This is a genomic window from Agrobacterium bohemicum, from assembly GCF_002896715.1.
GTDB classification, from domain to species: Bacteria; Pseudomonadota; Alphaproteobacteria; order Rhizobiales; family Rhizobiaceae; genus Agrobacterium; species Agrobacterium bohemicum.
On the sequence record NZ_PGEL01000025.1, the window covers coordinates 287,001 to 313,659 of the forward strand.

The 26,659-nt window shown below is 56.5% G+C and carries 21 protein-coding genes; 8 read left to right on the forward strand and 13 right to left on the reverse strand.

Features of this window, described 5'->3' with window-relative positions; genetic code table 11:
- Positions 1–665: 665 nt before the first annotated feature.
- Positions 666–1,325 (reverse strand): peroxiredoxin, encoded by a 660-nt coding sequence (locus CUC55_RS13440; protein ID WP_103088226.1) that lies wholly within the window; start codon positions 1,323–1,325, stop codon positions 666–668.
- Positions 1,326–1,783: 458 nt separating this feature from the next.
- Between CUC55_RS13440 and CUC55_RS13445 the strand changes: the two genes are divergently transcribed.
- Positions 1,784–3,601, forward strand: a complete 1,818-nt coding sequence (locus tag CUC55_RS13445; RefSeq protein WP_103088227.1) for an ABC transporter ATP-binding protein — start codon at positions 1,784–1,786, stop codon at positions 3,599–3,601.
- Positions 3,602–3,646: 45 nt separating this feature from the next.
- Here CUC55_RS13445 and CUC55_RS13450 read toward each other — a convergent pair whose 3' ends face one another.
- From CUC55_RS13450 to CUC55_RS13465, 4 genes are all read right to left on the reverse strand, one after another.
- The gene (locus CUC55_RS13450; RefSeq protein WP_103088174.1) at positions 3,647–4,669 is read right to left on the reverse strand and encodes an LLM class flavin-dependent oxidoreductase; all 1,023 of its coding nucleotides are present in this window, start codon (positions 4,667–4,669) and stop codon (positions 3,647–3,649) included.
- Between the two features lie 89 nt (positions 4,670–4,758).
- Complete coding sequence (locus CUC55_RS13455) at positions 4,759–5,847, reverse strand: quaternary amine ABC transporter ATP-binding protein (protein ID WP_067648115.1); 1,089 nt, start codon at positions 5,845–5,847, stop codon at positions 4,759–4,761.
- Positions 5,840–6,727, reverse strand: coding sequence for an ABC transporter permease (locus CUC55_RS13460; RefSeq protein WP_103088175.1), 888 nt, complete (start codon positions 6,725–6,727; stop codon positions 5,840–5,842). Before CUC55_RS13460 ends, CUC55_RS13455 begins: the two co-directional genes overlap by 8 nt.
- A gap of 97 nt (positions 6,728–6,824) precedes the next feature.
- Complete coding sequence (locus tag CUC55_RS13465) at positions 6,825–7,826, reverse strand: ABC transporter substrate-binding protein (RefSeq protein WP_103088176.1); 1,002 nt, start codon at positions 7,824–7,826, stop codon at positions 6,825–6,827.
- Between the two features lie 350 nt (positions 7,827–8,176).
- Between CUC55_RS13465 and fba the strand changes: the two genes are divergently transcribed.
- Positions 8,177–9,241 carry a class II fructose-bisphosphate aldolase gene (gene fba / locus CUC55_RS13470; RefSeq protein WP_067648124.1) on the forward strand — a complete coding sequence of 355 codons (1,065 nt, stop codon included), beginning with the start codon at positions 8,177–8,179 and terminating at the stop codon, positions 9,239–9,241.
- A gap of 240 nt (positions 9,242–9,481) precedes the next feature.
- Here the strand turns inward: fba and CUC55_RS13475 are convergent, their stop codons facing one another.
- From CUC55_RS13475 to CUC55_RS13510, 8 genes are all read right to left on the reverse strand, one after another.
- A complete protein-coding gene (locus CUC55_RS13475; RefSeq protein ID WP_103088177.1) occupies positions 9,482–11,203 on the reverse strand; it encodes an ABC transporter substrate-binding protein in 1,722 nt (573 codons plus the stop codon).
- A gap of 78 nt (positions 11,204–11,281) precedes the next feature.
- Positions 11,282–11,563 (reverse strand): DUF2160 domain-containing protein, encoded by a 282-nt coding sequence (locus CUC55_RS13480; RefSeq protein ID WP_067648131.1) that lies wholly within the window; start codon positions 11,561–11,563, stop codon positions 11,282–11,284.
- 13 nt (positions 11,564–11,576) lie between these two features.
- Positions 11,577–12,395, reverse strand: coding sequence for a carbohydrate ABC transporter permease (locus CUC55_RS13485; RefSeq protein WP_067648134.1), 819 nt, complete (start codon positions 12,393–12,395; stop codon positions 11,577–11,579).
- Between the two features lie 14 nt (positions 12,396–12,409).
- On the reverse strand, positions 12,410–13,276 hold the full coding sequence (locus CUC55_RS13490; RefSeq protein WP_103088178.1) for a carbohydrate ABC transporter permease: 867 nt from the start codon (positions 13,274–13,276) through the stop codon (positions 12,410–12,412).
- A 3-nt stretch (positions 13,277–13,279) separates the two neighbouring features.
- Entirely contained in the window at positions 13,280–14,350 is a 1,071-nt protein-coding gene (locus tag CUC55_RS13495) for an ABC transporter ATP-binding protein (RefSeq protein ID WP_103088179.1), read from the reverse strand.
- A gap of 9 nt (positions 14,351–14,359) precedes the next feature.
- On the reverse strand, positions 14,360–15,445 hold the full coding sequence (locus CUC55_RS13500) for an ABC transporter ATP-binding protein (RefSeq protein WP_067648143.1): 1,086 nt from the start codon (positions 15,443–15,445) through the stop codon (positions 14,360–14,362).
- Positions 15,446–15,517: 72 nt separating this feature from the next.
- Positions 15,518–17,026 carry a glycerol-3-phosphate dehydrogenase gene (glpD, locus tag CUC55_RS13505; protein ID WP_067648146.1) on the reverse strand — a complete coding sequence of 503 codons (1,509 nt, stop codon included), beginning with the start codon at positions 17,024–17,026 and terminating at the stop codon, positions 15,518–15,520.
- Positions 17,027–17,128: 102 nt separating this feature from the next.
- The gene (locus tag CUC55_RS13510) at positions 17,129–17,908 is read right to left on the reverse strand and encodes a DeoR/GlpR family DNA-binding transcription regulator (protein ID WP_103088180.1); all 780 of its coding nucleotides are present in this window, start codon (positions 17,906–17,908) and stop codon (positions 17,129–17,131) included.
- A gap of 214 nt (positions 17,909–18,122) precedes the next feature.
- On the opposite strand from CUC55_RS13510, the gene CUC55_RS13515 reads away from it, so the two are divergent.
- The 6 genes from CUC55_RS13515 (at position 18,123) to CUC55_RS13540 (ending at position 26,486) form a co-directional block, all read left to right on the forward strand.
- A complete protein-coding gene (locus tag CUC55_RS13515; RefSeq protein WP_103088181.1) occupies positions 18,123–19,721 on the forward strand; it encodes a peptide ABC transporter substrate-binding protein in 1,599 nt (532 codons plus the stop codon).
- Positions 19,722–19,867: 146 nt separating this feature from the next.
- Positions 19,868–20,791: an oligopeptide ABC transporter permease OppB gene (gene oppB / locus CUC55_RS13520; RefSeq protein ID WP_103088182.1), complete on the forward strand. Its 924-nt coding sequence runs from the start codon at positions 19,868–19,870 to the stop codon at positions 20,789–20,791.
- Positions 20,784–21,914 carry an ABC transporter permease gene (locus CUC55_RS13525; RefSeq protein ID WP_103088183.1) on the forward strand — a complete coding sequence of 377 codons (1,131 nt, stop codon included), beginning with the start codon at positions 20,784–20,786 and terminating at the stop codon, positions 21,912–21,914. Before oppB ends, CUC55_RS13525 begins: the two co-directional genes overlap by 8 nt.
- A gap of 1 nt (position 21,915) precedes the next feature.
- The gene (locus CUC55_RS13530) at positions 21,916–23,526 is read left to right on the forward strand and encodes an ABC transporter ATP-binding protein (RefSeq protein ID WP_103088184.1); all 1,611 of its coding nucleotides are present in this window, start codon (positions 21,916–21,918) and stop codon (positions 23,524–23,526) included.
- A gap of 120 nt (positions 23,527–23,646) precedes the next feature.
- The gene (locus CUC55_RS13535) at positions 23,647–23,985 is read left to right on the forward strand and encodes a hypothetical protein (RefSeq protein ID WP_067648166.1); all 339 of its coding nucleotides are present in this window, start codon (positions 23,647–23,649) and stop codon (positions 23,983–23,985) included.
- A 167-nt stretch (positions 23,986–24,152) separates the two neighbouring features.
- A complete protein-coding gene (locus CUC55_RS13540; protein ID WP_103088185.1) occupies positions 24,153–26,486 on the forward strand; it encodes a bifunctional diguanylate cyclase/phosphodiesterase in 2,334 nt (777 codons plus the stop codon).
- Positions 26,487–26,659: the final 173 nt, after the last annotated feature.

Sequence of the window (26,659 nt, forward strand, 5' to 3'; positions counted from 1 at the left end):
GCATCGGTTTCGGACCGGCTGGTCTTGCTCTCCCGATGTTCGGACCGGATCGGCGTGCCTGCCTCGAATACCTTAACCGGTTTCGAGACTTAAGGTGCTGCCGCTCCGTTTCGCCAGCCCCGGGTGTACCGACAGCTCATCGTCCTCTGGTCGAACGCGACCATAAGGGATTGAAGCGAAAGTCAGGCGGTACACAGGAACACGTTGCATCCGTCCGCGTCGGAGACGACGCGGACGGATGTGGCCGAACTGGCAGGCAATGGTGCGGAAACGCAATGTTGCCGCCCGGATGGGAAGGGTCGGACCTTGAACACGTCCGACCGGNTTTCCGGCAAGGCTCGCCCTTCGCCATCCGGGACCATGCCAGCCGTGGCAAAGGGATCGCTGGTGGGTAACAACCGCCGAACGGGGCGCTGAAAGGTGCCATTCTTACACTACCCAACGAGGCAGCTTGCAGCGCCCCGTCCGAATACCATGGCCGAAACCGGCGATGGGCACTGAGAAGAGATCAAGCCACGGGCAGATGCTGCCGCGTGAACGGCGAAGCCCGTCTATGAGGCAAGGTAGGGATTTTTGNAAGGATGGATAAAATACGCAAAGTTGCTAACCGGCAGACGAGCGCTTGAGGACGCCCATCCACCAAACAAATGTGTCAGCCGCGACCCTTAACCCTGTGGCTGTTTTGTCTTGCGCAAATACGGTAAGACAGTATCGAACGAACCAAACCGCGTGATCGCATCCTCATTGGAAACCGCAGCCGTGATGATCACATCATCCTCCTGCTTCCAGTTGGCAGGCGTGGCCACCTGGTGCTTGGCCGTCAGCTGGATCGAGTCGATGGTGCGCAGGATTTCATCGAAGTTGCGGCCCGTCGTCATCGGGTAGGTCAGGATCAGCTTGATCNTTTTGTCGGGGCCGATGACATAGACCGAGCGCACGGTGGCGTTGTCTGCTGGCGTACGTCCTTCGGAGCTTTCACCGGCATCATCGGGCAGCATGTCATAGAGCTTTGCGACCTTGAGGTCCCTGTCGCCGATCAGCGGGTAGGCAACCTCGAAGCCGGTGGCCGTCTGAATGTCCTGCTTCCATTTGGGGTGACTTTCCACCGGGTCTACCGAAATGCCGATGACCTTCACATTGCGCTTTTTAAACTCGCCGTCGAGGCCCGCCATTGCGCCAAGTTCCGTGGTGCAGACCGGCGTAAAATTCTTGGGGTGTGAAAACAGAACGGCCCAGCTATNCCCAATCCACTCGTGGAAGCTGATCGACCCTTGAGTGGTATCTGCGGTGAAGTCGGGGGCGGTCTGATTGATACGCAACGTCATGGCATGCTCCAGCATAAGTTATGGGCCGATCTTCGCCTTTTGCCCGCTTGAAGTCGCCAAATAATCATCCAGAATATGGGTGATGAATAGGAGAAATATTCCCCCTTCGTGTTCGCTCGGCAATCANTTTGCGTATGCCACCCTGTGGCAACTCTGCCGCACCTAGAGGTTTAGTGAAGCATGGTGCATGAAACGGGCTTGGCGTTTTGATGCAAGCTGCATAATGTGTCTGCATCAACGTGAACGAGGGAGGTATTACATGGCATATTTTTCCAACTCCCCGGTGGCCTCAGCCATCAAGAGCTGATGCTCTCTTTCTCTTTTCAACAAGAGATCGACACGTAACGACCGGCACGCCGGTTATTTCTCGATTTTTCCAAAATCGTTTCGCGCACCGATAACGCGCGAATTTCANTTTCATATCTTTCGTGGGACCGGCCGACGCCGGGATGCTTATCATGTCTTTTGGTTTGAAATTGCGCCGCAGTCAGGCGTTTCGCAGCGTTTTCCGTTTCTGTTGGACCCATTGGCGGCGGCAGCCTGGCCGGGTGGCTTTCATGTTGTGCGCGGTGCTGTTTTCAACACTTGCCGATGTGTTGACACCGATGTTTGCGGGTCGGCTGGTGGATGCCGTCGTATCGGGAAGCGCGAGTGATCTCACCGCATGGAACAGCGCGCTAACGGCTTTTGGCTGGCTGATGGGTCTTGCCGTGCTCGCCGTCGTTTTGCGGCACGCGACATTCATGACCATCATCAGCTTCACGCTAAGATCGATGACGGACATCGCCGCTGACTCGTTTCATCGCATCCAGCGCTTCTCATCGGATTGGCATGCCAACAGCTTTGCTGGCTCCACCGTGCGCAAGGTTACGCGCGGCATGTGGGCGCTGGATTTGCTGAACGACACGGTGTTCGTGGCGCTGTTTCCATCCATCGTGATGCTGATCGGCTCTACCATTCTGATGACATGGTACTGGCCGTTGATGGGCCTGCTCGTCGGGCTGGGTTCGCTGCTCTTCGTGATTGTCACGGTCTGCATGGCGTTGGGCTATGTTGCGCCGATGGCAAGTCTTGCCAATGCCTGGGACACACGCCTCGGCGGTTCGCTGGCCGATGCCGTGACCTGCAACGCCGTGGTGAAAGCCTTCGGTGCGGAGGAGCGCGAAGATGCGCGGCTGACGCGCGTCATGGGCAAATGGAAAGACCGGACACGGCGGACATGGGTGCGTGGCACCATCAACGGCACTTTACAGGCTGGCTTGCTCACTATCATGCGGGCAGGCGTCATTGGTCTCGCGCTTTTGCTCTGGGCAAATGGCAATGCCGATGCCGGTGATATTACCTTCGTTCTGACGGCTTTCTTCATTCTGCAAGGCTACCTGCGCGAAATCGGCATGCATATCCGCAACCTGCAGCGGTCGGTAAACGACATGGAAGAGCTCGTCTCCATCCATTCGCAGCCGCTCGGCATCGACGATGTGCCAAACGCGAAAACGCTTGTCATCAACGAGGGGAAGATCGAGTTCGAGCGGGTGAGTTTCCATTATGGCAAACATCTCGCACCGCTCTACAAGGATTTTTCCGTCACCATCAAGCCGGGCGAAAGGGTAGGGCTTGTCGGTCATTCCGGTTCGGGAAAGACGACCTTCATCAAGCTCATCCAGCGGCTGCATGATGTCAGCGATGGTTCGATCCGCATCGACGGGCAGGACATTTCGCAAGCGTCGCAGGCGTCTCTGCGTCAGCAGATCGCCATCGTGCAGCAGGAGCCGATCCTGTTTCACCGTTCGCTGGCCGAAAACATCGCCTATGCAAGGCCCAATGCCACGCAGAAGGAAATCGAGACCGCCGCGCAACTGGCCAGCGCAGATGGTTTCATCACCGCGCTGCCAAAGGGTTATGGCACGCTGGTGGGGGAACGCGGCGTCAAGCTGTCTGGTGGGGAACGTCAGCGTATCGCCATTGCGCGAGCGTTTCTGGCGGATGCACCGATCCTCATTCTCGATGAGGCGACGTCCAGTCTGGATTCGGAATCGGAAATGCTGATCCAGCATGCGATGGAACGATTGATGCAGGGACGCACGACACTTGTCGTCGCGCACCGCCTGTCCACGGTCCGCTCTCTCGACCGGTTGCTGGTGTTCAGCCACGGCACGATTGCGGAAGAGGGAACGCATGTCAGCCTCATCCAGNAAAAGGGTGGCATCTATCGCGGTCTGTTTGAACGCCAGGCCCTGGAACTGACCAAGGGACTGGTTCTGGATGTCGCCGAATAACGGCTCTGGTCCACGGCATTTGCGAATGCCGTGGACCTCGTTCAATCAACGCCAGCCGAGTTCTGGCGCGACATGTTTCNAAATCGAATCGAGCACATGGACGTTGTAATCGACACCCAGCTGGTTCGGGATCGTCAATAGCAGCGTATCGGCCTCGGCAACGGCTTCATCCTTCGCCAGTTCCTTGATCAGCATCTCGGGCTCTGCGGCATATGAACGTCCGAAAACAGCGCGGGTGTTGGCATCGAGATAACCGATGCTGTCGCTATCCTTGCCGCTGCCACCGAAATAGGCGCGGTCGCGATCATCCACCAGCGCAAAAATACTGCGGCTGACGGACACACGCGGCGTCCGGGTGTGGCCAGCTTCCTTCCATGCGGCATGGTAGGCCCGGATCTGCGCTGCCTGCTGGACATGAAACGGTTCGCCGGTCTCGTCGTCCTTCAACGTCGAGCTCTGCAAGTTCATTCCGAGCTTTGCTGCCCAGACGGCGGTGGCATTGGAGCCAGCACCCCACCAGATGCGGTCGCGCAAACCTTCCGAATGCGGTTCGAGACGCAACAGGCCGGGCGGGTTGGCAAACATCGGGCGAGGATTGGGCTCGGCAAAGCCTTCGCCTTTCAGCACTTCCAGAAACACTTCCGTGCTGCTTCGGCCCATGTCGGCATCGCTTGCGCCGTCTTTCGGCTGATAGCCAAAATACCGCCAGCCTTCGATCACCTGTTCAGGTGAACCACGGCTGAGGCCAAGTTGCAGGCGACCATCGGAAATCAGATCGGCAGAACCCGCGTCTTCCGCCATGTAGAGCGGATTTTCATAACGCATATCGATGACGCCGGTGCCGATCTCGATCTTGCTCGTTCTAGCACCGACCGCTGCGAGCAACGGAAACGGCGAGGCCAGTTGGCGGGCGAAGTGGTGTACACGGAAGTATGCGCCATCGACGCCAATCTCTTCTGCGGCAACGGCAAGCTCGATGGATTGCTTAAGTACATCCTTGGCCGTGCGTGCCTGCGAATGTGGCCCCGGACCCCAATGGCCGAAAGACAGAAAGCCAATCTTCTTCATGATGTTTCACCTGAATCTGCATATGTTTCGTTGCCAAACATATAGTGTGCATTTCAGGGAATGTACGGTCGCGATTGTGAACAGTCTGTTCAGGCCTTGGCCCGAGCAACGTCTCCGGCATCGCCACCATTGATTTCCGTTGCCGACACATCGACGATTGCGCTGGCAAGTTGGCGGAAGCTGACAGTCCCCACGGCCTTGCTTGAAAGGTCGCAGACGGTTGCTTTGTCATCGCCGCTGCGCGCCAGCATTCGCATCGTGTCCTCGATGCTGGTGCCGACAAAAACCTGCGGGTCGACCGCCTGTATTCCCGGCGCAACCGGCGACATCACCGCCTCGACGTTGATGACCCGACCCCGGTTCACCTCCTTGACGAAGTTGGCGATGTACTCGTCGGCTGGACGCAGCACGATGTCCTGACTGGTGCCCTGCTGGATGACTTCGCCATCCCGCAGAATAGCGATCTGGTCTCCCAGACGAAGCGCCTCATCCAGATCATGGGTGATGAACACGATGGTTTTCTTGATTTCCTTCTGGATATCGAGAAGCACGGATTGCATATCGGTTCGGATCAGCGGGTCAAGCGCGGAATAGGCTTCATCCATCAGGAGAACCGGCGCATCGTTGGACAGGGCTCGCGCCAGCCCCACGCGTTGTTGCATGCCGCCGGAAAGCTGGTTGGGAAAGCGCGTTTCATACCCTTTCAATCCCACCCGCTCCAGCCAGCGCATGGCGATATCGACGCTTTTTGCGCGTGCCATGCCTTGGACTTCAAGCCCGTATAGAGTGTTGTCCAGAATGTTACGATGCGGCAGAAGGGCGAATTTCTGAAACACCATGGCTGTCTGATGGCGGCGAAAGGCGCGCAGCTCCGTCGCATTCATCTTTACGACATCAACGCCATCGACCAGCACTTCGCCAGCCGTGGGGTCGATCAGCCGGTTGATGTGGCGGATCAGCGTTGACTTGCCGGAGCCTGACAGACCCATGATGACCTGAATGCAGCCCGAGGGAATATCGATGTTGATATCCCGAAGGCCGAGAACATGACCGTACTTCTCGTTGAGTTCGGTTTTTGTCAGCCCATTGCGAACGGCGTCGATATGAGCCTGCGGTTTGACACCGAAAACCTTGTAGAGATTGCTGATCTTTATGCCGCCAAATGCAGTGTCAGCCATGGGCAATCTCCTGATGTTTCTGGAGCCTTTTGCCATAGGCCTGACTTATGCGATCAAAGATGATGGCGATGCCAACGATGGCCAAGCCATTGAAGATGCCGAGCGTGAAATACTGGTTGGCGATGGCTTTGAGAACCGGCTGGCCCAGTCCCTGTACGCCGATCATCGAGGCAATTACGACCATGGCGAGCGCCATCATGATTGTCTGGTTGATGCCGGCCATGATAGTGGGGAGCGCCAGCGGCAGTTGCACCTTGAAGAGCTTTTGCCAGCCGGAAGATCCGAACGCATCGGCGGCCTCCAGCACATCCCGGTCCACCAGTCGGATACCGAGATTGGTGAGGCGTATCATCGGCGGAATGGCATAGATGACCACAGCGATCAGCCCCGGTACCCTGCCGATGCCCAGCAGCATGACGACGGGGATGAGGTAGACGAAGCTCGGCATGGTCTGCATGACATCCAGTATGGGATTGACCACCCGCTGGACGCGATTGGAGTGCGACATGGCGATACCGAGGGGGAGCCCGATGACGATGGACAGGACGGTGCAGACGAAGATCATCGAGATCGTTCGCATCGTATCTGTCCACATATCGAAATAGCCGATAGCCAGAAGTGTGAAGAGACAGCCAAGCACGATCTTGAGGCTGMGACTGCCAGCCCAAGCTATGCCCAAAATAATCNAAATAATAATCGGCCACGGCGTTTGCGTCATGAAGCGCTCGGCCCATATCAAAAACTGTTGAAGCGGTGAAAAGAAGCCCTCGATGCTTCCACCCCAAGCGCGTGTAAACTCACGAAACCCGTCATCAATCATCNTTTTCAGATTGCGAAGCGTGTCGTCGTTCATATGCGGAAATCTGTAGAACCAATCCATACGCGTCCCCTGTGATCGCGGCGACATGCGATCGAAATATCAATCGCATATCNTTTGGCACGGCTGCCGACCGCCGGTCAGACAGCAGGGCAAGTCTTCAGAGCGAAGCCTTGANTTTTTCCGCAGCGTCTGACGACACCCACTTGGTCCAGATGTCGGGGTTTTCCTTGAGGAAGTGCTTGGCGCTATCCTCGCCTGTTGCCTGGTTGTCCGTCATCCATGCCATCAGCTTATTGACGGTATCGTTGCTCCATGAACGCTTTTTAAGATAGTCCATGATTTCTGGCCCCGCCTTATCCGAAAACGGCTTGGCAACCAGCGTCACCACCTTGTCCACCGGCCATGCGTTGGGTTTCGGGTCTGGGCAATCGGCAACGGTGTTGCAACGCTTCCACTCGGCCGCATCTGCGGCAACGCCCGGCTCCAGCTTCACCATCTCGTATTTTCCGAGAAGGGCGGTGGGCGACCAGTAATACCCAACCCATGGCTGCTTGCGCTCGTAAGCCTTGGCAATGGAGCCATCGAGACCGGCGGAGGAGCCGCTATCAACGAGGATAAAGCCTGCCTTTTCAGCCCCGTAGGCCTTGAAAAGCTGTCCGGTGACCACAGTGCCACCCCAGCCTTGCGGGCCGTTGACGATGGCGCCCTTGTCTGGATTTTCCGCATTCGGGAAAAGCTTGGGGTTCTTCATGAGGTCGCCGATGGNTTTGATCTCTGGGTGAGCATCGGCCACGTATTTGGGAATCCACCAGCCCTGAATGCCGCCGTCCGGCAAAGCCGTTGCGGCTACGACGAGCTTGCCTTCATCGACGCCGCGCTTGACCACTTCCGGCAGCGTATCGGCCCACGCCTCTGGTGCGATATCCGGTTGGCCTTTCTCGACCATGGAGGTGATGGTCGGAACGGTATCGCCAATGGTGATCTCGGCGCTGCAACCGTAGCCCTCGTTGAGAATGATCTTGTCGATGGCGGAGAGCACTTCGGCGCTCTGCCAGTTCATGCTGGCGATGGTGGGGCTACCACACTCTGCTGCGCTGGCCGCAGCCACGCCACCGAGCAAGCCGAACACCAGACAGGTGGATGCAAGCAATGTCTTCATATCTGTTCCCTTTATTGGCGACACTTATAAATAGGCGCACCTGCCGCAGGGGTGTGCCGCTGTTCTTGTCTTCTGCAAGGTTGAAAAGATGATGGCGCGAAGCCCTGCCGGGAACCCACGCGAAAAGCGACGGCCATTCGCCAAACCACGACAGGGCACGGTATTTTAATCTTTGGGTAACTTTCAGACCGGCAGGCCTACACAATCCAGATCGCGCATTCTCTACTGATGATCGTCNAAAAAAGCTGGATAGTTAGGGTTCTCAAGGCAATAGTAGGGCTGTTCATGAAAGGACAGGGCGGTAGTGATACTTGCCGCTCTAAAAACAGCTCGTTTTAGGGGGAAATACCTTGGCTCGAATAACGCTCCGTCAGTTGCTCGATCACGCGGCAGAAAACGGCTATGGCGTACCTGCTTTCAATATCAATAATATGGAACAGGCGCTCGCCATCATGGAGGCGGCGGATGCGACGAATTCGCCCGTCATCATGCAAGCATCGCGCGGGGCACGCGCCTACGCCAACGACATCATGCTCAAGTATATGATGGATGCGGTTGTCGAAATCTATCCGCACATTCCCGTCTGCGTGCATCTGGACCACGGCAACGAAGCAGCCAGCTGCATGACCGCTATTCAGGCCGGTTTTACTTCCGTCATGATGGATGGCTCTCTGAAGGCCGATGGCAAAACGCCGGGTGACTGGGACTACAACGTCGGCGTTACCAGACAAGTTACCGACATGGCCCACTACGGCGGTATCTCCGTCGAAGGTGAACTTGGTGTCCTCGGCTCGCTGGAAAGCGGCATGGGCGAGGCGGAAGACGGTCACGGCGCCGAGGGCGTGCTGTCACATGATCAGCTGCTGACCGACCCGGACGAAGCGGTAAAGTTCGTGCGCGAAACCAAGGTGGATGCACTGGCCGTTGCCATGGGCACCAGCCACGGCGCCTACAAGTTTACCCGCAGGCCTGATGGTTCGGTGCTGGCCATGAATGTCATCGAGGAAATCCACAACAAACTGCCAAACACGCATCTTGTCATGCACGGATCATCGACCGTGCCGCAGGACTTGCAGGATATCATCAACGCCTATGGCGGCGCGATCAAGCCGACCTGGGGTGTGCCGATCGAAGAAATTCAGCGCGGAATCAAAAATGGCGTCCGCAAGATCAACATCGACACCGACTGCCGCATGGCGATCACTGGCCAAATCCGAAAGGTGCTGGCGGAAGACCCGGCTGAGTTCGATCTGCGCAAGTATTTGAAGCCTGCACGGGAGGCCATGACGAAGCTGTGCAAGGAACGGTTCGAGCTGTTCTGGACGGCAGGGCAGGCATCAAAGATCACGCCGATTCCGCTGCGGGAGATGGCGAAGCGTTACGCGTCTGGTTCGCTGGACCCGATTGTTTCGTGAGGTTCTTTAGAGAAGGGGCAACCCCCTTTTCTCCGTCATCCTCGGGCTTGTCCCGAGGATCTGCTACGTCTCGTCTTGTACGACGGTGACTGATCTTTATACCGCTGNAAAAAAGCCGGGGGCAATGAATTCGCCCCCGGCTTTCCGTTTCAGGAATAGGCCAACGTCACAGCCTGCTTGAACCTTGGCAGATCCTCGGGTCAAGCCCGAGGATGACGTCGGTGGATGTGGTCAGCAGACTTACTTCTGCCAGCTCTTGACCAACTCATCATAGTTGACGGTCATTGGCTTTTCNTTTTCCTCGGCGATCTTCAGCTGTGGTGCAAGGTTGCCCTTGGAAACTGCGTCCTTGTTCCAGTATTCAAGATCGTGTTCTTCAGCCAGCTTTGGTCCGATTTCGCCCTGAACGCCTGCGCGTTCCAGACGCTGCATGACCNTTTCCTGTTCGGCGCAGAGCGAGTCCATAGCTTCCTGCGCCGTTTTTGCGCCGGAGGATGCATCACCCACGGCCTGCCACCACAGCTGAGCCAGCTTTGGATAGTCAGGAACGTTGGTGCCGGTTGGAGACCACTGAACGCGGGCAGGCGAGCGATAGAACTCGATCAGGCCGCCGAGATCCTTGGCGCGCTTGGTGAAGCTTTCGTGGTTGATCGAGGAATCGCGGATGAGGGTGAGGCCAACATGGCTTTTCTTCACGTCGACGGTCTTCGAGGTCACGAACTGGGCGTAAAGCCATGCGGCCTTGGCGCGGTCGTCAGGCGTGGATTTCATCAGCGTCCAGGAACCCACGTCCTGATAGCCAAGCTTCATACCGTCCTTCCAGTAAACGCCATGCGGGGANGGGGCCATGCGCCATTTCGGCGTGCCATCCTCGTTGACGACGGGCAGGCCCTTCTTGACCGCATCAGCCGTAAACGCCGTGTACCAGNAAATCTGCTGCGCCACTTCGCCCTGCGCCGGAACTGGACCGGATTCGGAGAAGTTCATGCCCTGCGCTGCTGGAGGCGCGTAAGCCTTCAACCAGTCGAGATATTTCTGGATCGCATAGACCGAGGCAGGGCCGTTGGTGTCACCGCCACGGGCCACGCAGGAACCGACCGGCTGTGACTTTTCGTTGACCTTGATGCCCCATTCATCGACCGGCAAGCCGTTTGGCAGGCCTTTGTCGCCGTTGCCAGCCATGGAAAGCCAGGCATCGGTGAAGCGCCAGCCAAGCGATGGGTCTTTCTTGCCATAATCCATATGGCCGTAGACTTTCTTGCCGTCGATTTCACGACCGGTGAAAAATTCGGCAATGTCTTCGTAGGCAGACCAGTTGACGGGAACGCCGAGGTCATAGCCATATTTCGCCTTGAAATCTGCCTTGTTCTTCTCGTCGTTGAACCAATCGTACCGGAACCAATAGAGGTTTGCGAACTGCTGGTCGGGAAGCTGGTAGAGCTTGCCATCAGGTGCCGTCGTGAATTTCGTGCCGATGAAATCCTTCAGGTCTAGACCGGGATTGGTGACGTCCTTGCCCTCGTTGGCCATCCAGTCCGTCAGATTGCGGGCCTGCTGATAGCGCCAGTGGGTGCCGATGAGGTCGCTATCGTTGACGAAGGCATCATAGATGTTTTCGCCGGACTGCATCTGTGTTTGCAGCTTCTCCACCACATCGCCTTCACCGATCAAGTCGTGCGTCAGTTTGATGCCGGTGATTTCGGTAAAGGCTTTTGCCAGCACCTTGGACTCGTATTCATGCGTCGTCAGGGTTTCCGAAACGACCTTGATGTCCATGCCGGCAAAAGGCTTGGCGGCATCGATAAACCATTGCATTTCCTTTTCCTGCTCGGCGCGGGAAAGACTGGAGAGATCGCCAATTTCCTTGTCCAGAAAGGTCTTGGCTTCGTTCATTCCGGCGTTTGCCACGCCGGTCAGTGCCAGCAGCGCGGCTGCCGTCGTCGTTAAAAGATGCATTCGCATAATCATCCTCCCAGTGTTTACGATTGCTTGCAGATGTATCTCCGGGCGGTCCTCCCTCCCGGTATTTCCGTCAGTGGCCTATACGAAGCGGAACACGCCAATCGCATAGACGACCGAAAGAGCCAGTGCCCACCAGAGGCCGGGGCCGACGAGACCGAGCCAACCGAGGTGGATGAATGCCGAGCCGAGCAGCGACACAAAGAGGCGGTCGCCGCGTGTCGTCTCGAAGCGTAAGATTCCGACGCGCGGATTGCCGCCGGGCGAAACATACTCCCATACCGCCATGCAGATCAGCAGCAGTAATATGGTGATAAAGAACAGCGCCGTTGGCAACGTCCATGCCATCCAGGAAAAATTCATTGTGCTTCTCCTTTCAGACGCGGCCGAGGGCAAAGCCCTTGGCGATGTAGTTTCGGACGAAATAGATCACCAGCGCACCGGGTATGATCGTCAGCACACCGGCGGCGGCCAGCACGCCCCAATCCATGCCGGATGCGGAAACGGTACGGGTCATGGTCGCGGCAATCGGCTTGGCGGCGGTTGTCGTCAGGGTTCTGGCCAACAGCAGTTCAACCCATGAGAACATGAAGCAGAAGAAGGCCGCGACACCAATGCCGCTTGCAATCAGGGGCATGAAGATTTTGACGAAAAAGCGCGGGAAGGAATAGCCGTCAATATAGGCGGTCTCATCGATTTCCTTGGGAACGCCGGACATGAAGCCTTCGAGAATCCACACAGCCAGGGGAACGTTGAACAGGCAGTGGGCGATAGCAACCGCAATATGCGTGTCGATCAACCCGAAGGCGGAATAGAGCTGGAAGAAGGGCAGGGCAAACACGGCAGGTGGCGCCATGCGGTTCGTGAGCAGCCAGAAAAACAGATGCTTATCACCGAGGAAGCGATACCGCGAGAACGCATAGGCGGCGGGCAACGCGGCGGCGACCGAGATCACCGTGTTCATCACCACATAGATGATGGAGTTGATGTAGCCGTTATACCAAGCTGGATCGGTGAAAATGACCGTGTAGTTTCGCAGCGTCGGGTTTTGCGGCCAGAGCGAGAAGGCACCGAGAATCTCGCCGTTTTCCTTGAAGCTCATATTGACGAGCCAATAGATCGGCAGCAGCAGGAAGAGGATATAAATCGTCGGAATGAGGAAGGAGAAGCGGGTGATGGATTTTGAAGTGCTCATGGTGGTCTCCTTTCTCAAGCCTGTTCGTCGCTGTTGGTCATGACGGTGTAGAAAATCCACGACAGAGCGAGGATGATCAGGAAGTAGATGATCGACATGGCCGCCGCTGGCCCCAGATCGAATTGGCCGACTGCCATCTTCACCAGATCGATGGACAGGAAGGTGGTTGAGTTGCCGGGGCCACCGCCTGTCACCACGAAGGGTTCGGTGTAGATCATGAAGCTGTCCATGAAGCGCAAAAGAACGGCAATCAGAAGCACGCGCTTCATCTTCGGCAACTGGATATAGCGGAAGACAGACCAGCGCGATGCGCCATCGATGCGGGCTGCCTGATAATAGGCGTCGGGGATCGAGACGAGACCGGCATAGCACAGGAGCACGACAAGGCTCGTCCAGTGCCAGACATCCATGATAATGACGGTCGCCCAGGCATCCACAGGGTCCTGCGTGTAGTTGTAATCGACGCCGAGCATCGACAGGTAATGGCCGAGNAAACCGATATCGACGCGCCCGAAGACCTGCCAGATGGTGCCGACAACGTTCCACGGAATAAGAAGCGGCAGGGCCATGAGTACCAGGCNAACAGGTACGCCAAGACCGGTCTTGGGCATGTTGAGCGCAATCAGAATACCGAGCGGAATCTGGATTGCCAGAATGACGAAAGAGAAAATCAGGTTGCGCATCAGCGCATCCCAGAAACGCGGCGAATGCAGCATCTGCACGAACCAGTCGGTTCCCGCCCAGAAGAACTGGTTGTTTCCGAACGTATCCTGAACCGAGTAATTGACCACCGTCATCAGTGGGATGATCGCTGAAAATGCCACAAGCACGAGGACGGGAATGAGCAGCAGCCATGCCTTGTTGTTGAACGTCNTTTCCATGGCTCAGCCTCCCGCGCCAACGCGCCAGCTATCGGCGTAGATGCCGATGGCTTTCGGATCGAAAGTGACGCGGGGTTCTGAAGGAATGTCGCCATCCTCAGGCACCACCACGGTCAGAGGATTCCCGGCAAAGCTGGCGCGGACGATCTTCTGGCGACCGATATCCTCGACCTTGCTGATGGTGACAGGCATGCCCTCGCGACCCAGAGAGATGAATTCCGGACGAATGCCGAGTTCCGTCTTCACGCCGCTTTCAACATTTGGTGCTGCGTCGAGCAACACATGCTGATCGCCTATTTTCGCTTGCGCACCATCGAGCGACACAGGCATGAAGTTCATGCCCGGAGAGCCGATGAAATAACCGACGAAGGTATGGCTTGGCCGTTCGAACAGTTCGGCGGGCGTGCCAATCTGCACGATCTGGCCGTCATACATCACGACCACCTTGTCGGCGAAGGTCATGGCTTCGGTTTGGTCGTGCGTGACGTAGACCATAGTAAAGCCGAACTGCTTGTGCAGGCGCTTCAACTGCGAGCGCAGCACCCATTTCATATGCGGGTCGATCACAGTCAGCGGCTCATCGAACAGGATAGCGTTGACATCGTCGCGCACGAGGCCACGGCCTAGCGAAATCTTCTGCTTCTGATCGGCGGTCAGGCGATGTGCGCGGCGTTTTCCCCATGCGCTGAGGTCGATCATTTCGAGGATTTCGTTGACACGCCTGTCGACATCGGCCTCGGGCACGCCGCGATTGCGCAGTGGAAAGGCCAGATTGTCGTAAACGGTCATGGTGTCGTAGATGACAGGGAACTGGNAAACCTGCGCAATATTGCGCTGTTCCGTGGCTAAGTTGGTCACGTCCTTGCCATCGAACAGGATGCGTCCATCCGATGGGTTGATGAGGCCGGAAATGATGTTGAGCAGGGTGGTTTTGCCGCAGCCAGATGGGCCGAGCAGCGCGTAGGCACCCCCATCGCTCCACTCGTAGTTCACTTCCTTCAGGGCGTAATCATTGGCCGCCCTGGCTTTGGCGTTGTAGGCGTGGCGGATATGATCGAGGCTGATGCGTGCCATGGTCTCTCCTCACGCGGCTGCTTGTTGCGGGGTTGCAAGCGAACGGCCATCCGCATCGAACGCCATCAGATGACGGGTATCCAGGTAAATATCGACTTGGCGGTCCGGCTCGATATCGAGGATGCCACGTGTCAGCATCACCCAGCGATTGCCCGCGTAATCCAGATGAATAAAGCTTTCCGAACCAGCAATTTCCGAGATCAGCGTTTTTGCACTCAGCTTGATTGCAGCTCCGCCATTTGCGGGTGCCGGATAGAGATGGTGAGGATGAAAGGCCAAGGTCACCGGGCCATCTGCAATGGTCGAAAGATGCGCCGGTACCGGGAAAGCAGGCTCATCATTGAGTAGAAACGATCCACCGGCGCGCGTCAGCGCTATGATGTTCAGCGGTGGATCAGCGAAAGTCTTTGCCGAGACGAGATCGACCGGGTTTCTGTAGAGATCAATGGTGCTGCCATATTGGGCGATGTGNCCCTGATGCATGGTCGCGGTGTTGCCACCCAGGAGCAGGGCTTCGGATGGTTCGGTCGTTGCGTAAACAAAGATGGCACCGGATAGCGCGAAAATCTTCGGCAACTCCTCGCGCAACTCTTCGCGCAACTTGTAATCGAGGTTGGCAAGAGGCTCATCCAGCAGGACCAGGCTGGCATTCTTGACGATGGCGCGGGCAAGCGCCGTGCGCTGCTGTTGCCCGCCGGAGAGGTTGAGCGGTGTGCGGTCGAGGTAGGGCGTGAGCCGCAGCATGTCGGCAGCGCGCCGCACTTCGCGGTCGATGGTTGCCTTGTCTTTCTTGGCGATCCGCATCGGGGAGGCGATGTTTTCGTAAACGGTCAGCGCCGGATAATTGATGAACTGCTGGTACACCATGGCAACGCTGCGATCCTGCACGCGCTTGCCGGTGACATCCTTGCCATCGAACAGCAGTTGGCCCTCGGTCGGTTTGTCGAGACCGGCCATCAGCCGCATCAGTGATGTTTTTCCAGACAGCGTCGGCCCCAGCAGCACGTTCAACGTGCCTCGCTTGAGGGTCAGATTGGTCGGGTAGATGTGGTAATCACCACCCACCATCTTGGCGATGTTGCGTAATTCCAGCATGCTGTCCCGAGGCCTCCCAACCTGCAAGATATCCGCTTCAATATCAGTCTGCTCCGCCCTTTCGGGCGTTCATCATGCGGCGATAGACGCCATGTAACTGTCGAGTGCGGCCGCTTCTTCCTTAGAAAAATGCAGGCCCTGCTTTGTTCTGCGCCACAACACGTCGTCGCTGGTTCTGGCCCATTCCTGTCGGATCAGCCATTCGACTTCGCGCTCGTAAAGATCGCCTCCGAAATGCTGGCCGAGCGCCTCCATATCAGTCGCATCGCCAAGGATCGCATTTGCTTTGGTTCCGTAGAGACGCACCAGTCTGCGCGCCTGCCGATCAGATAGAAAGCTATATTTCGCATTGAGCTTTTTAACTTCCGCCTCATAGCCGGTGGCCACGAAATCACCGCCCGGAAGCGAACTCTTGGCTGTCCAAGGCTTGCCCTTGTCACCAATGGCTTCCGCCACTTTTTCAAGCGCGTGTTCCGCCAGACGACGATAGGTCGTCAGCTTACCGCCGAACACGTTCAGCAACGGCGCTTCACCAGAAGCATTCTCAAGCTTCAGAACGTAGTCGCGCGTGGCTTCCTGCGCGCTGGAAGCGCCATCGTCAAACAGCGGGCGAACCGCCGAATAGGTCCAGACTATATCGTCCTTCGTGACCGGCTCGGCAAAATACTCGCTCGCCGCATTGCAAAGGTAATCCGTCTCTTCGCCGCTTATTTTCACATCTGCCGGATCGCCCGTGTAATCACGGTCGGTGGTGCCGATCAGGGTGAAATCCGTCTCGTAGGGAATTGCGAAGATGATGCGATTGTCCGGGTTCTGAAAGAAATAGGCGCGCGGATCGTTGAACTTCTTTTTCACGATGATGTGGCTGCCCTGAACCAGCCGCACATTATGAACCTGATTTTTGCCCGCCGCGTTGGACAGAACATTGTCCACCCAGGGGCCAGACGCGTTGACGAGCATACGCGCCTGAACCGTCTTGACAGTGCCGGTCGCGTTTTCCTTGATGTCGATGTTCCAGAGCCGGCCTTCGCGGCGAACGGACACCACTTTCGCGCGGCTCATAATGTCAGCGCCACGGTCGGCAGCATCTCGCGCATTCAACACCACCAGACGCGCATCATCCACCCAGCCATCCGAATATTCGAAAGCCTTGGTAAAGAGCGGCTTCAATGGCTTGCCTGCCGGATCGCGGCGCATGTCGAGGGATTTTGTGGCTGGCAGCAGCTTGCGACCGCCCAGATGATCATAGAGGAAAAGCCCGAGCCGGATGAGCCATGCCGGGCGGATACCACCTTTGTGGAACGGCAGAACAAAACGCATCGGCCAGATGATGTGCGGTGCCATCGCCCACAGCACTTCGCGTTCCATCAGGGCTTCGCGCACCAGACGGAACTCATAATGTTCGAGATAGCGAAGTCCACCGTGAATGAGTTTGGTTGCGCCTGAAGAGGTGCCGGAGGCGAAATCGTTCATTTCGGCCAAGGTCACGGAATAGCCGCGACCAGCAGCATCACGTGCGATCCCGCACCCGTTTATGCCACCACCGATCACGAAAATATCGCGAACTGCCTGCTCAGTCACGTCACTCTCCCTGGCGCGCCATTCCGTCGCTTATCCTTGGAATTCGAACTTGGTAGGAGTTAAAATGNAAATAAAGTGAATGTCAAACGAATGTTAATCGTTTCAGTTTTGAGCTTGCGAGCGTTCTGTTTCGATCAGCCGTACGTCANTTTCCTTGCAAATGACTTTCACGGAGTCGAGCGGACAGTGGTCCGTTATGAAAGTGTGGACCTGCGAGAGATGACCGATTCGCACCGGTGCCGTCCGGTCGAATTTGCTGGAGTCTGACACCAGAATGACATGCCTCGCATTGGCGATGATGGCCTGCGCCACCTTCACTTCGCGAAAATCATAATCCAGCAACGCGCCGTCCTTGTCGATGGCAGAGACGCCGATCACCGCATAGTCCACCTTGAACTGGCGGATGAAATCTACGGCGGCTTCTCCGACAATTCCGCCATCGGTGCCGCGTACCACGCCGCCGGCAATGACGACCTCGATACCGGGGAATATCCGTAACCTGTTGGCAACGTTGATGTTGTTGGTAATGACCATCAATTCCTGATGGTCCACGAGAGCTTCGCCGACAGCTTCGGTGGTTGTGCCGATATTGATGAACAACGATGATTTACTGGGAATGAGCTCAGCTGCGGCCTGACCTATCGCCTGTTTTTCCGTGGCGGCAATCAAACGTCGCGCTTCGTATTTCACGTTCTCCGTGCTGCTTGGAAAGATGGCGCCGCCATGGATTCGAGTCAGCGCACGCGCCTCGCAAAGATCGTTCAAATCCTTGCGTATCGTCTGCGCCGTCACCGAGAATCGTGAGGCCAGATCGTCGACGCTGACCTTACCCTCGGATTTTGCAAGTTCGATGATATCAAGCTGGCGCGATGAGAAAAACATGAAAGCTTCTACCCGACAATATCTGTGGACTTTCGTTTTANTTCATTTTTATGAAAAACGAAAGCGCCGGGACAGACGGGTTTGGAGCAAGGTTTTCCACAATCAACATGTTTACGGGTTCTCTAATTTGTCCGCCTGATAAATATTGGGGTTGCGCCCCAGCGCATTTTGTCCTTGTTTGCGCGTTCTCACACTTTATGGGGAAATTNAAAAAATGAATTCTATAAAAACAACAACGCGCGCCGCAATCCTGCTAGGCTCGCTTCTGATTGGCGCTAGTTCCGCTCTCGCAGAAACCGTTCTGCATCGCGGTAATTCCGGGGAACCACAAACTCTCGATCAGGCTCAGACCTCGATCAACATCGAAGCCTTCATCGTGAAGGACCTTTATGAAGGTCTTACCATTTACGATGCAGCCGGCAAGATCGTTCCCGGTGCGGCAGAAAGCTGGACTTTGTCTGACGATGGCACGGTCTACACATTCAAACTTCGGGAAAACGCCAAATGGTCTGATGGTACGCCTGTGACGGCTGAGGACTTCGTGTTCTCCTATCAGCGCGTAGAAGATCCGAAGACTGCCGCGAAATACGCCAACATTCTTTATCCCATCAAGAATGCAGNAAAGATCAACAAGGGCGAAGCCAAGCTTGAAGAGCTCGGCGTGAAGGCCGTTGACGCCAAGACGCTGGAAGTCACGCTTGAGCGCGCGACGCCTTTCTTCCTCGAATTGCTCGCGCACCAGACCGCTCTACCAGTCTCCAAGGCTAGCGTAGAGAAGAACGGCGCGGATTTCGTGAAGCCCGGTGTGATGGTGTCCAACGGTGCTTACAAGCTGGAGGCTCACGTTCCAAACGACAGTCTGACCGTCGTCAAGAACCCAAATTTCTGGGACGCCGCTAACACCAAGATCGACAAGGTCATTTTCTATCCGATCGACGATCAGGCGGCTTCTGTTCGCCGTTTCGAAGCCAAGGAAATGGACCTCGCCTATAACTTCTCGGCAGATCAGCTAGATCGCCTGCGCAAGTCCTACGGTGAGCAGGTCCACGTTTCTCCGACACTCGCGACCTATTATTACACCTTCGATACACGCGAAGCGCCCTATAACGACGCTCGCGTTCGTCGCGCCCTTTCCATGGCCGTGGACCGCGACTTCCTTGCCAAGGAAATTTACAGCGGATCGCAGATTCCATCCTACTCCATGGTTCCGCCCGGCATGGGCAGCTACGGCGAGCCTGCAAAAGCAGACTTCGCAACACTTTCGCAGCTGGATCGTGAAGACGAAGCTATGAAACTCATGAAAGAAGCGGGTTATGGTGAGGGAGGCAAGCCGCTATCCATCGAGATCCGCTATAATACCAATCCCAACCATGAGCGCGTTGCCACAGCCGTTGCCGATATGTGGAAGACCACATTCGGTGCCAATGTTTCGCTGGTGAACCTCGATGTCGCCTCGCACTACGGTTACCTGCAGGAAGGCGGCAAGTTCAACGTCGCCCGTGCTGGCTGGGTTGCTGACTACGCGGATGCCGAAAACTTCCTCGCGCTGTCCGTCTCGACAAACAAGACCTTCAACTATTCGAAGTTCAACAACCCTGAATTCGATGCACTGATGAAGAAGTCTTACGACGAGAAAGACCCTGCTGCCCGCAACAAGATCCTGCACGAGGCAGAGACGATCCTGATGAAGGAGCAGCCAGTTGCGCCGTTTCTGACGCAGGCCGACTTGTGGCTGGTTTCCAACCGCGTCAAGGGCTGGCAGGACAATGCGGCCAATGAACACCTCAGCCGCTTCCTGAGCGTTTCCGAATAAGCAGTGCTGCCACGGTGGNTTTGAAACATGTCGCGCAATGGCTTCAGGGCTTTTGCGCGACATGCTGAAAGAACGGGCGAAAGCGTTAAGGCGATGATAAGGTCGCGAGACGCGTAGCCGCCGTGCCATGCCCGGAGCCTAAACCTATGATCTCTTTTATCCTGCGCCGTTTGGCGAGCGCCGTGCCGACGCTGTTCATCGTCGTCACGATTTCTTTTTTTCTGATGAGATTTGCACCCGGCGGTCCGTTCAATCTTGAGCGTCCTCTGCCACCGCAGACGATGGAAAACCTGATGAGAACCTATCATCTGGATGAACCATTGTGGCGCCAGTACCTGATCTACATGAAAAATGCCGTGACTGGCGATTTCGGCCCCAGCTATATCTACAAGGACAACACCGTTGCCCAATTGATCGGCAAGGGTCTGCCTTATTCGCTGGAGCTTGGNTTTTACGCCCTTCTGCTTGCGCTGATCGGCGGTGTGCTGGCCGGTACATTCGCGGCATTGCGGCAGAATAGTTTCTTCGATTTCTCCCTGATGTCGTTTTCGACAGTCGGCGTCACCGTTCCCAACTTCGTCGTCGCACCCGTGCTGACGCTTGTATTCGCTGTGCTGCTCGGTCTTCTGCCTGCCGGAAGCTGGGGTGACGGATCGCTGCGTTATCTCCTCCTGCCGATGATTGCGCTGGCCTTGCCGCAGCTTGCGGTCATTGCCCGCCTCACACGTGGGTCAATGATCGAGGCTTTGCGGATGGACCATATTCGCACCGCCAAGGCCTATGGTCTGCCGGGCCGCACCGTGGTGATTGTCCACGCCATGCGCGCTGCGATGCTGCCGGTGGTTTCCTATCTCGCACCTTGCGCCGCCGCTCTTCTGACTGGCTCGGCCGTCATAGAAACGATCTTCACCATTCCCGGTGTCGGGCGTTATTTCGTGCTAGGTGCTATCAATCGTGACTATACGCTTGTCATGGGAACCGTTGTTCTCATCGCGCTTTTCGTCATTGNTTTCAATCTTGTGGTCGATATTCTTTACGGCCTTCTTGATCCGAGGGTCAGACATGACTGATATCCCCGGCAGCATCGCCGCATCTCCCTCGGTGAAAAGCCGAAGCTTGTTCCAACTCGCAACTATGCGTTTCCGACGAAATACCGCTGCCATGGCCGGAGCGGTCATGTTGGTGCTGATTACGTTGTTTTCGTTTCTTGGACCGCATTTTCTCAGCCACACCTATGATCAGGTGTTTTCATCATACGTCTCAGTGCCGCCAANCCTTGAAGCCCGTCCCGATGTCACCAACCTTCAAGGCGTGATGGAGGGCATTGCCGGCCGCGCGCGTGTGGAATTGAGGGAGTTTGCCGTAGAGGGCCAGACCTTCACAGCAACCGTTACCTCGGCAACCGAAGTCGACCCGCGTACCACACGTTATTTCGATCGTGCCAACGAGTTTGAAAACACCAAAGTCGTCGCCACCGAAGACGATGGCCGCACTCTGNAAATCACCGGCGATGTGAACCGCGAATATTTCTTCTTCGGCACAGATAGCAATGGTCGCGATCTTCTCGTTCGCATCATGCTGGGCGGTCAGATATCGATTGCCGTCGGCGTTCTCGCAAGTCTCGTGTCGCTCGGCATCGGCGTCGTCTACGGCGCGACTGCCGGTTATATCGGCGGGCGTATCGATAATGCGATGATGCGTTTCGTTGAAATTCTCTATTCGCTGCCCTTCGTGTTTCTGGTCGTCGTGCTCGTGGTATTCTTCGGGCGAAGTTTCATTCTCATCTTCCTTGTCATCGGCGCGGTGGAATGGCTGGACATGGCGCGCATCGTGCGTGGCCAGACACTGGCCTTGAAACGCCGTGAGTTCGTGGGTGCCGCACAGGCGCTGGGCTTGACCGACTGGCAGATCATCCGCCGCCACATCATTCCCAACACCATCGGCCCCGTCGTTGTGTTTGTGACCGTGGTGGTGCCGAAGGTTATTCTTCTGGAAAGCTTCCTCTCCTTCCTCGGTCTGGGTGTGCAAGCGCCATTGACCAGTTGGGGCGCGCTGATTTCCGAAGGTGCCAGCAATATGCAGTCGGCCCCATGGCTGCTGATATTCCCGGCGATCTTCTTCGTGATGACGCTGTTTTCTTTGAACTTCGTGGGCGACGGGTTGCGTGATGCGCTCGATCCCAAGGATCGTTGATATGAATACGACATCTGACACCATACTGAATGTGCGCGGGCTCAAGGTGAATTTCACGACGCCTGACGGCATGGTCAGCGCCGTCAAAGGCATCGATCTCGATGTGAAGCCGGGTGAAACCCTGGCTGTCGTCGGCGAGTCTGGTTCCGGCNAAAGCCAGACCATGATGGGCATCATGGGCCTACTTGCCGGTAACGGCCAAGTCGAAGGTTCGGCAAAATACCGGGGCCGTGAGTTGATCGGCCTCCCGGTCAACGAACTGAACGATATCCGCGGTGCAAAGATCACCATGATCTTTCAGGAGCCGATGACCTCGCTCGATCCGCTCTACACGATCGGCAAGCAGATTGCGGAGCCGATCTTGTATCANCGTNGGGGCAGTCGCAGTGAAGCACGGGGCCGTGTTCTGGAACTGTTGCAACTGGTCGGGATTCCTGACCCGATGCGGCGGATCGATAGCTATCCGCACGAACTATCGGGTGGTCAGCGTCAGCGTGTGATGATCGCCATGGCGCTTGCAAATGAGCCGGATTTGCTGATCGCGGACGAGCCGACGACGGCGCTCGACGTTACCATTCAGGCGCAAATCCTTGATCTGCTGAAATCCTTGCAGAAGCGTTTTGGTATGGCCGTTGTTCTCATCACGCATGATCTCGGCGTTGTCAGGCATTTTGCCGATCGCGTCGCTGTCATGCGCCGTGGCGAAATCGTAGAGACGGGGACGACCGAGGATATCTTCGAACGTCCGGAGGCGGACTACACGAAGATGCTGTTGGACGCCGAACCGAGTGGCCACAAACCACAGGTGGGCCCGGAAGCGCCGGTTGTTCTATCCGGCCATAATGTGACCGTTGATTACGAGATACCCGGCGGCCTTTTCACCAAGGCTAGCGCCTTCCGGGCAGTGGATGGCGTCAATGTCAGTTTGCGCCAGGGCCAGACTATCGGTATCGTCGGAGAGTCCGGTTCGGGAAAATCTACGCTAGGACGGGCACTGCTACGGCTCACACCGTCCATCGGGCGCTTGTTCTTTGGCAAGAAGGATATTTCCAGCCTGGACAGGAAAGCCATGCGGCCCATGCGCAGACAGCTCCAGCTGGTGTTTCAGGATCCCTATGGTTCGCTGTCCCCACGCCAGACGGTGGGCGAAATCATTACCGAGGGGCTATATGTGCACGCACCGGAGCTCAGCCGGGCCGAGCGGGACAAACGCGCAATCGAGGCGCTGACGGAAGTCGGGCTCGATCCCGCCGCCCGCAATCGCTATCCGCACGAGTTTTCCGGCGGGCAGCGCCAGCGCATCGCCATCGCCCGCGCCATCATCCTGAAGCCTGACGTTGTGATCCTTGATGAGCCAACGTCGGCACTTGACCGCTCCGTGCAGGGCCAGGTGATCGATCTGTTGCGTGATCTGCAGAAGGCTCACGGTCTTTCCTACATCTTCATCAGCCACGACCTCTCGGTGATCAAGGCGATCTCGGATTATGTGATCGTGATGAAGGATGGNAAAATCGTGGAAGAGGGCGAAACCGATGCCATCTTCAACAGCCCTACGGCCGACTACACCAAGACGCTCATAAAGTCCGCCTTTACCGCCGACGTCGCCGCATAAGGGACCGCCCGGCCGCAATGCCGGACGTTTCCAGTGTGCCGTCAAGGAACAAGCAACTCACATCTGCGTTATTGCCTCGTGAGAATTGATGTGCGCCATCGAAGGCGCCCAGGAGGAAATATGTACAAGGTAATCCAGATTGCCGGATTGGCCATTACGATGGCAGTTTCAGGCTTCGTTATGACTGCTCCAGCCCAGGCGCAGGACATGGAGCTGAGAATTGGCCGTGACGGCGTGCGTCCAGTCATTCGCGAGCGTGACCGAGAAGTGGACCGTCGCGGACCACCACGCGGTCGTGGGTGTGGGGAGCGCGAAGCTCGCGCTGCGGCACGTGCATCCGGTCTTCGCGATCCGGAAATCGTTCGTGTCACGCCACGCCGCGTTGTCGTGCAAGGCTTTACGCGCCGCGGCCAGGACACTATCACATTCGCAAATGAACGCGGTTGCCCTGAAATCTGAGATCACAGCTCAGACATGTGTCGTTTAAAAACGACTGCCTACCGAAACCCGCCTCGCGCGGGTTTCTTTGCGTAAGGGCCATCTACTACAATTTGGATTAGTAATTTCTAAATTTAACTGTACTAATACATATAGTCGGTTGCTTCATTGTTGGAGGTGTTGGCCCAGTGTTCGCTGTACTAGAATGTGTTGCTTTGCAACATGATCGACGGATCGTCGTGCTTGCTGGCGTAATCGCGCTTCTTGGAATGCTATCCTTCTATCATCTGTTGCTTCGTGCGGAAGAAAGCCCAGTGAGACGCAGACCCTATTGGGTTCTCGTCGCTGCTTTGGCGTCCGGTCTCAGCGTTTGGGCGACTCACTTCATCGCCATGCTGGCCTATCAAGGCAGTGTGCCGATCGGATTTGATTTCCCATTCACGACGGTTTCTGCCGTCGTTGCCGTGTTCGGCTTTTGGCTGAGCATGCAATATTTGTGGCGTGGCATAAGGGGTGCGATGTTATCAGGAGGCATCATAACATTGACGGTTGCTGCGATGCATTTCCTGGGTATGACCGGGATGCAAGTGGCCGCTCAGATTGAATACCGCCTGCCGCCCATCATCGTCGGCACTGTTATCGCTGGCGCTCTCTTCACACTGTCATTTATTCTATTCCAGAGCCTCCTTAGCTGGAAGCGCGTTGTGGCGTCCGCGACAGCGTCGATCCTGGGCGTGCTGATCCTTCATTTCACGGCAATGTCATCCACGATCCTCATTCCTGATCCCAGCATACCAGGTCCGCAAGTTGAGGGTCTGGACAGGGTGGTGATGATGGGTGCGATCAGCGGGGTGACGTTCCTTATCCTAGCTGCCACCGGCGTTGCCGCACTGATAGACCGTCATCTGGTAGATCTGAAAGGCCTCGTGGGCGCTACGCTGGATGGTCTGGCAGTGGTGCGCGATGGTCGGATCGTTGAGGTCAACAGCCGGTTTGCGAAATTGTTTGACACAAGCGAAGCCTCACTTATCGGAGAAAATGCCGAAGAACTGATGCATGCCGATGACGGCATTCCAGCTCATCTACAGCGCAATGGGGCTGTGGAGGCAGTTCCGAACCGCGGCGATCGATCACGCACGTTCGAGCTCGCTGTCACCACCATCGAATATCGTGGGCGTCCCTGCGAGGTTATGGCAGTGCGCGATCTGACGGNAAAACGGCGGGCGCAACGCGAGATCGAATACCTGGCGCGTTACGATGTTCTCACTGGTCTCGCCAACCGTACGCTCTTTCAAGAACGGTTGAAAAATCACATTGCCGTTGCGCAGGAAGATGACGAGTTCGCGCTGCTGGCGCTGGACCTCGACCGTTTCAAAGCCGTGAATGATCTCTTCGGCCATGCCGAAGGTGACCGCGTCCTCAAGGATGTCGCACGAATATTGATACAGTCTGCCAGGCCAGGTGACCTTGTGGCCAGATTGGGTGGAGACGAATTCCTCATTCTGACCGCTTTCAGCACCACAAGCGAAGACGCGCGTGATCTCGGTGAGCATATCTTGTCGACATTCCGGCGGGAGATGAATTGTGTCAGCGACCCGACAGCCGTGGGCGTCACCATCGGCATTGCAGCTTTCCCCGCTAATGGCGACGACAGTGAGACCCTGATGCATGCTGCTGACATGGCGCTTTACCGCGCGAAGGTGAATGGCCGCGGCATCGTCGCTTTTTACGACCCGGCAATGGATCAGGAAAGCAAAGAACGTCGGCGTCTGGAATCCGATCTGCGCCAAGCCATCAGCCGCAACGAGCTGGAGCTCCTCTATCAGCCGGTGCATTCTGTGGNAAACGGTGAAGTGGCGAGTTACGAAGCGCTGGTGCGGTGGCAACACCCAACGCGCGGCACGGTACCGCCGGACGTCTTTATTCCGATCGCGGAGGAAAGCGGCATCATCATTTCGCTCGGTGAATGGATATTGCACGAAGCGTGCTCCGCCGCCACGCGCTGGGAACCGCATATCAAAGTGGCGGTCAATGTCTCACCGGTACAGTTCTCCCTCGCAAATCTCGCATACACGATCTGCTCGACGCTTGAAAAAACCGGACTGTCTCCTTTGCGTCTCGAGCTTGAGATGACGGAAGCCGCACTTCTGAAGGACCGCGCCATAACGCTGTCCACCATGCGGCAACTGAAGGGGCTTGGCGTTACAATCGTCATGGACGACTTCGGAACTGGATACTCCTCGCTCAGCAATCTTCGCAGTTTCCCTTTCGACAAGATCAAGATCGACCGCAGCTTTATCGCGGCCATGAAGCAGGATGAAAATGCCCACTCTATCGTGCGCGCCATCATCGGGCTTGGTCGCAGCCTAGATTTGCCAGTAACGGCCGAAGGTATCGAGACGGATAGCCAATACAGAATGGTGGTCGATGAGGGCTGCGCCCAAGCGCAGGGCTATTTATTCGGAAAACCCGGAAAAGCGCCTTCCCGGCAAAAGAAGCCGCATAAGGCTGTCGTCGATTGACCTCGGATCGCTTCAAGCATGAAGAGGTGAGTATCTGAGACGTAGGCTCGATCCATCTTCTGGACGGTGGTTTGTAAGGCTATCGCACAACGTTTGGCGTCTTCCTTTTGTAAGGCTAAAAAATTTGTGGCATAACGTAACGTCACTGGTTGCCAAATGGCCACAGGGGCTCT

Excerpts from the sequence above, each read along its gene's own strand:
- CUC55_RS13455 (WP_067648115.1), bottom strand. The coding sequence starts at position 5,847 with ATGGCTGACACTGCATTTGGCGGCATAAAGATCAGCAATCTCTACAAG.
- CUC55_RS13480 (WP_067648131.1), bottom strand. The coding sequence starts at position 11,563 with ATGAATTTTTCCTGGATGGCATGGACGTTGCCAACGGCGCTGTTCTTT.
- CUC55_RS13485 (WP_067648134.1), bottom strand. The coding sequence starts at position 12,395 with ATGAGCACTTCAAAATCCATCACCCGCTTCTCCTTCCTCATTCCGACG.
- CUC55_RS13535 (WP_067648166.1), top strand. The coding sequence starts at position 23,647 with ATGTACAAGGTAATCCAGATTGCCGGATTGGCCATTACGATGGCAGTT.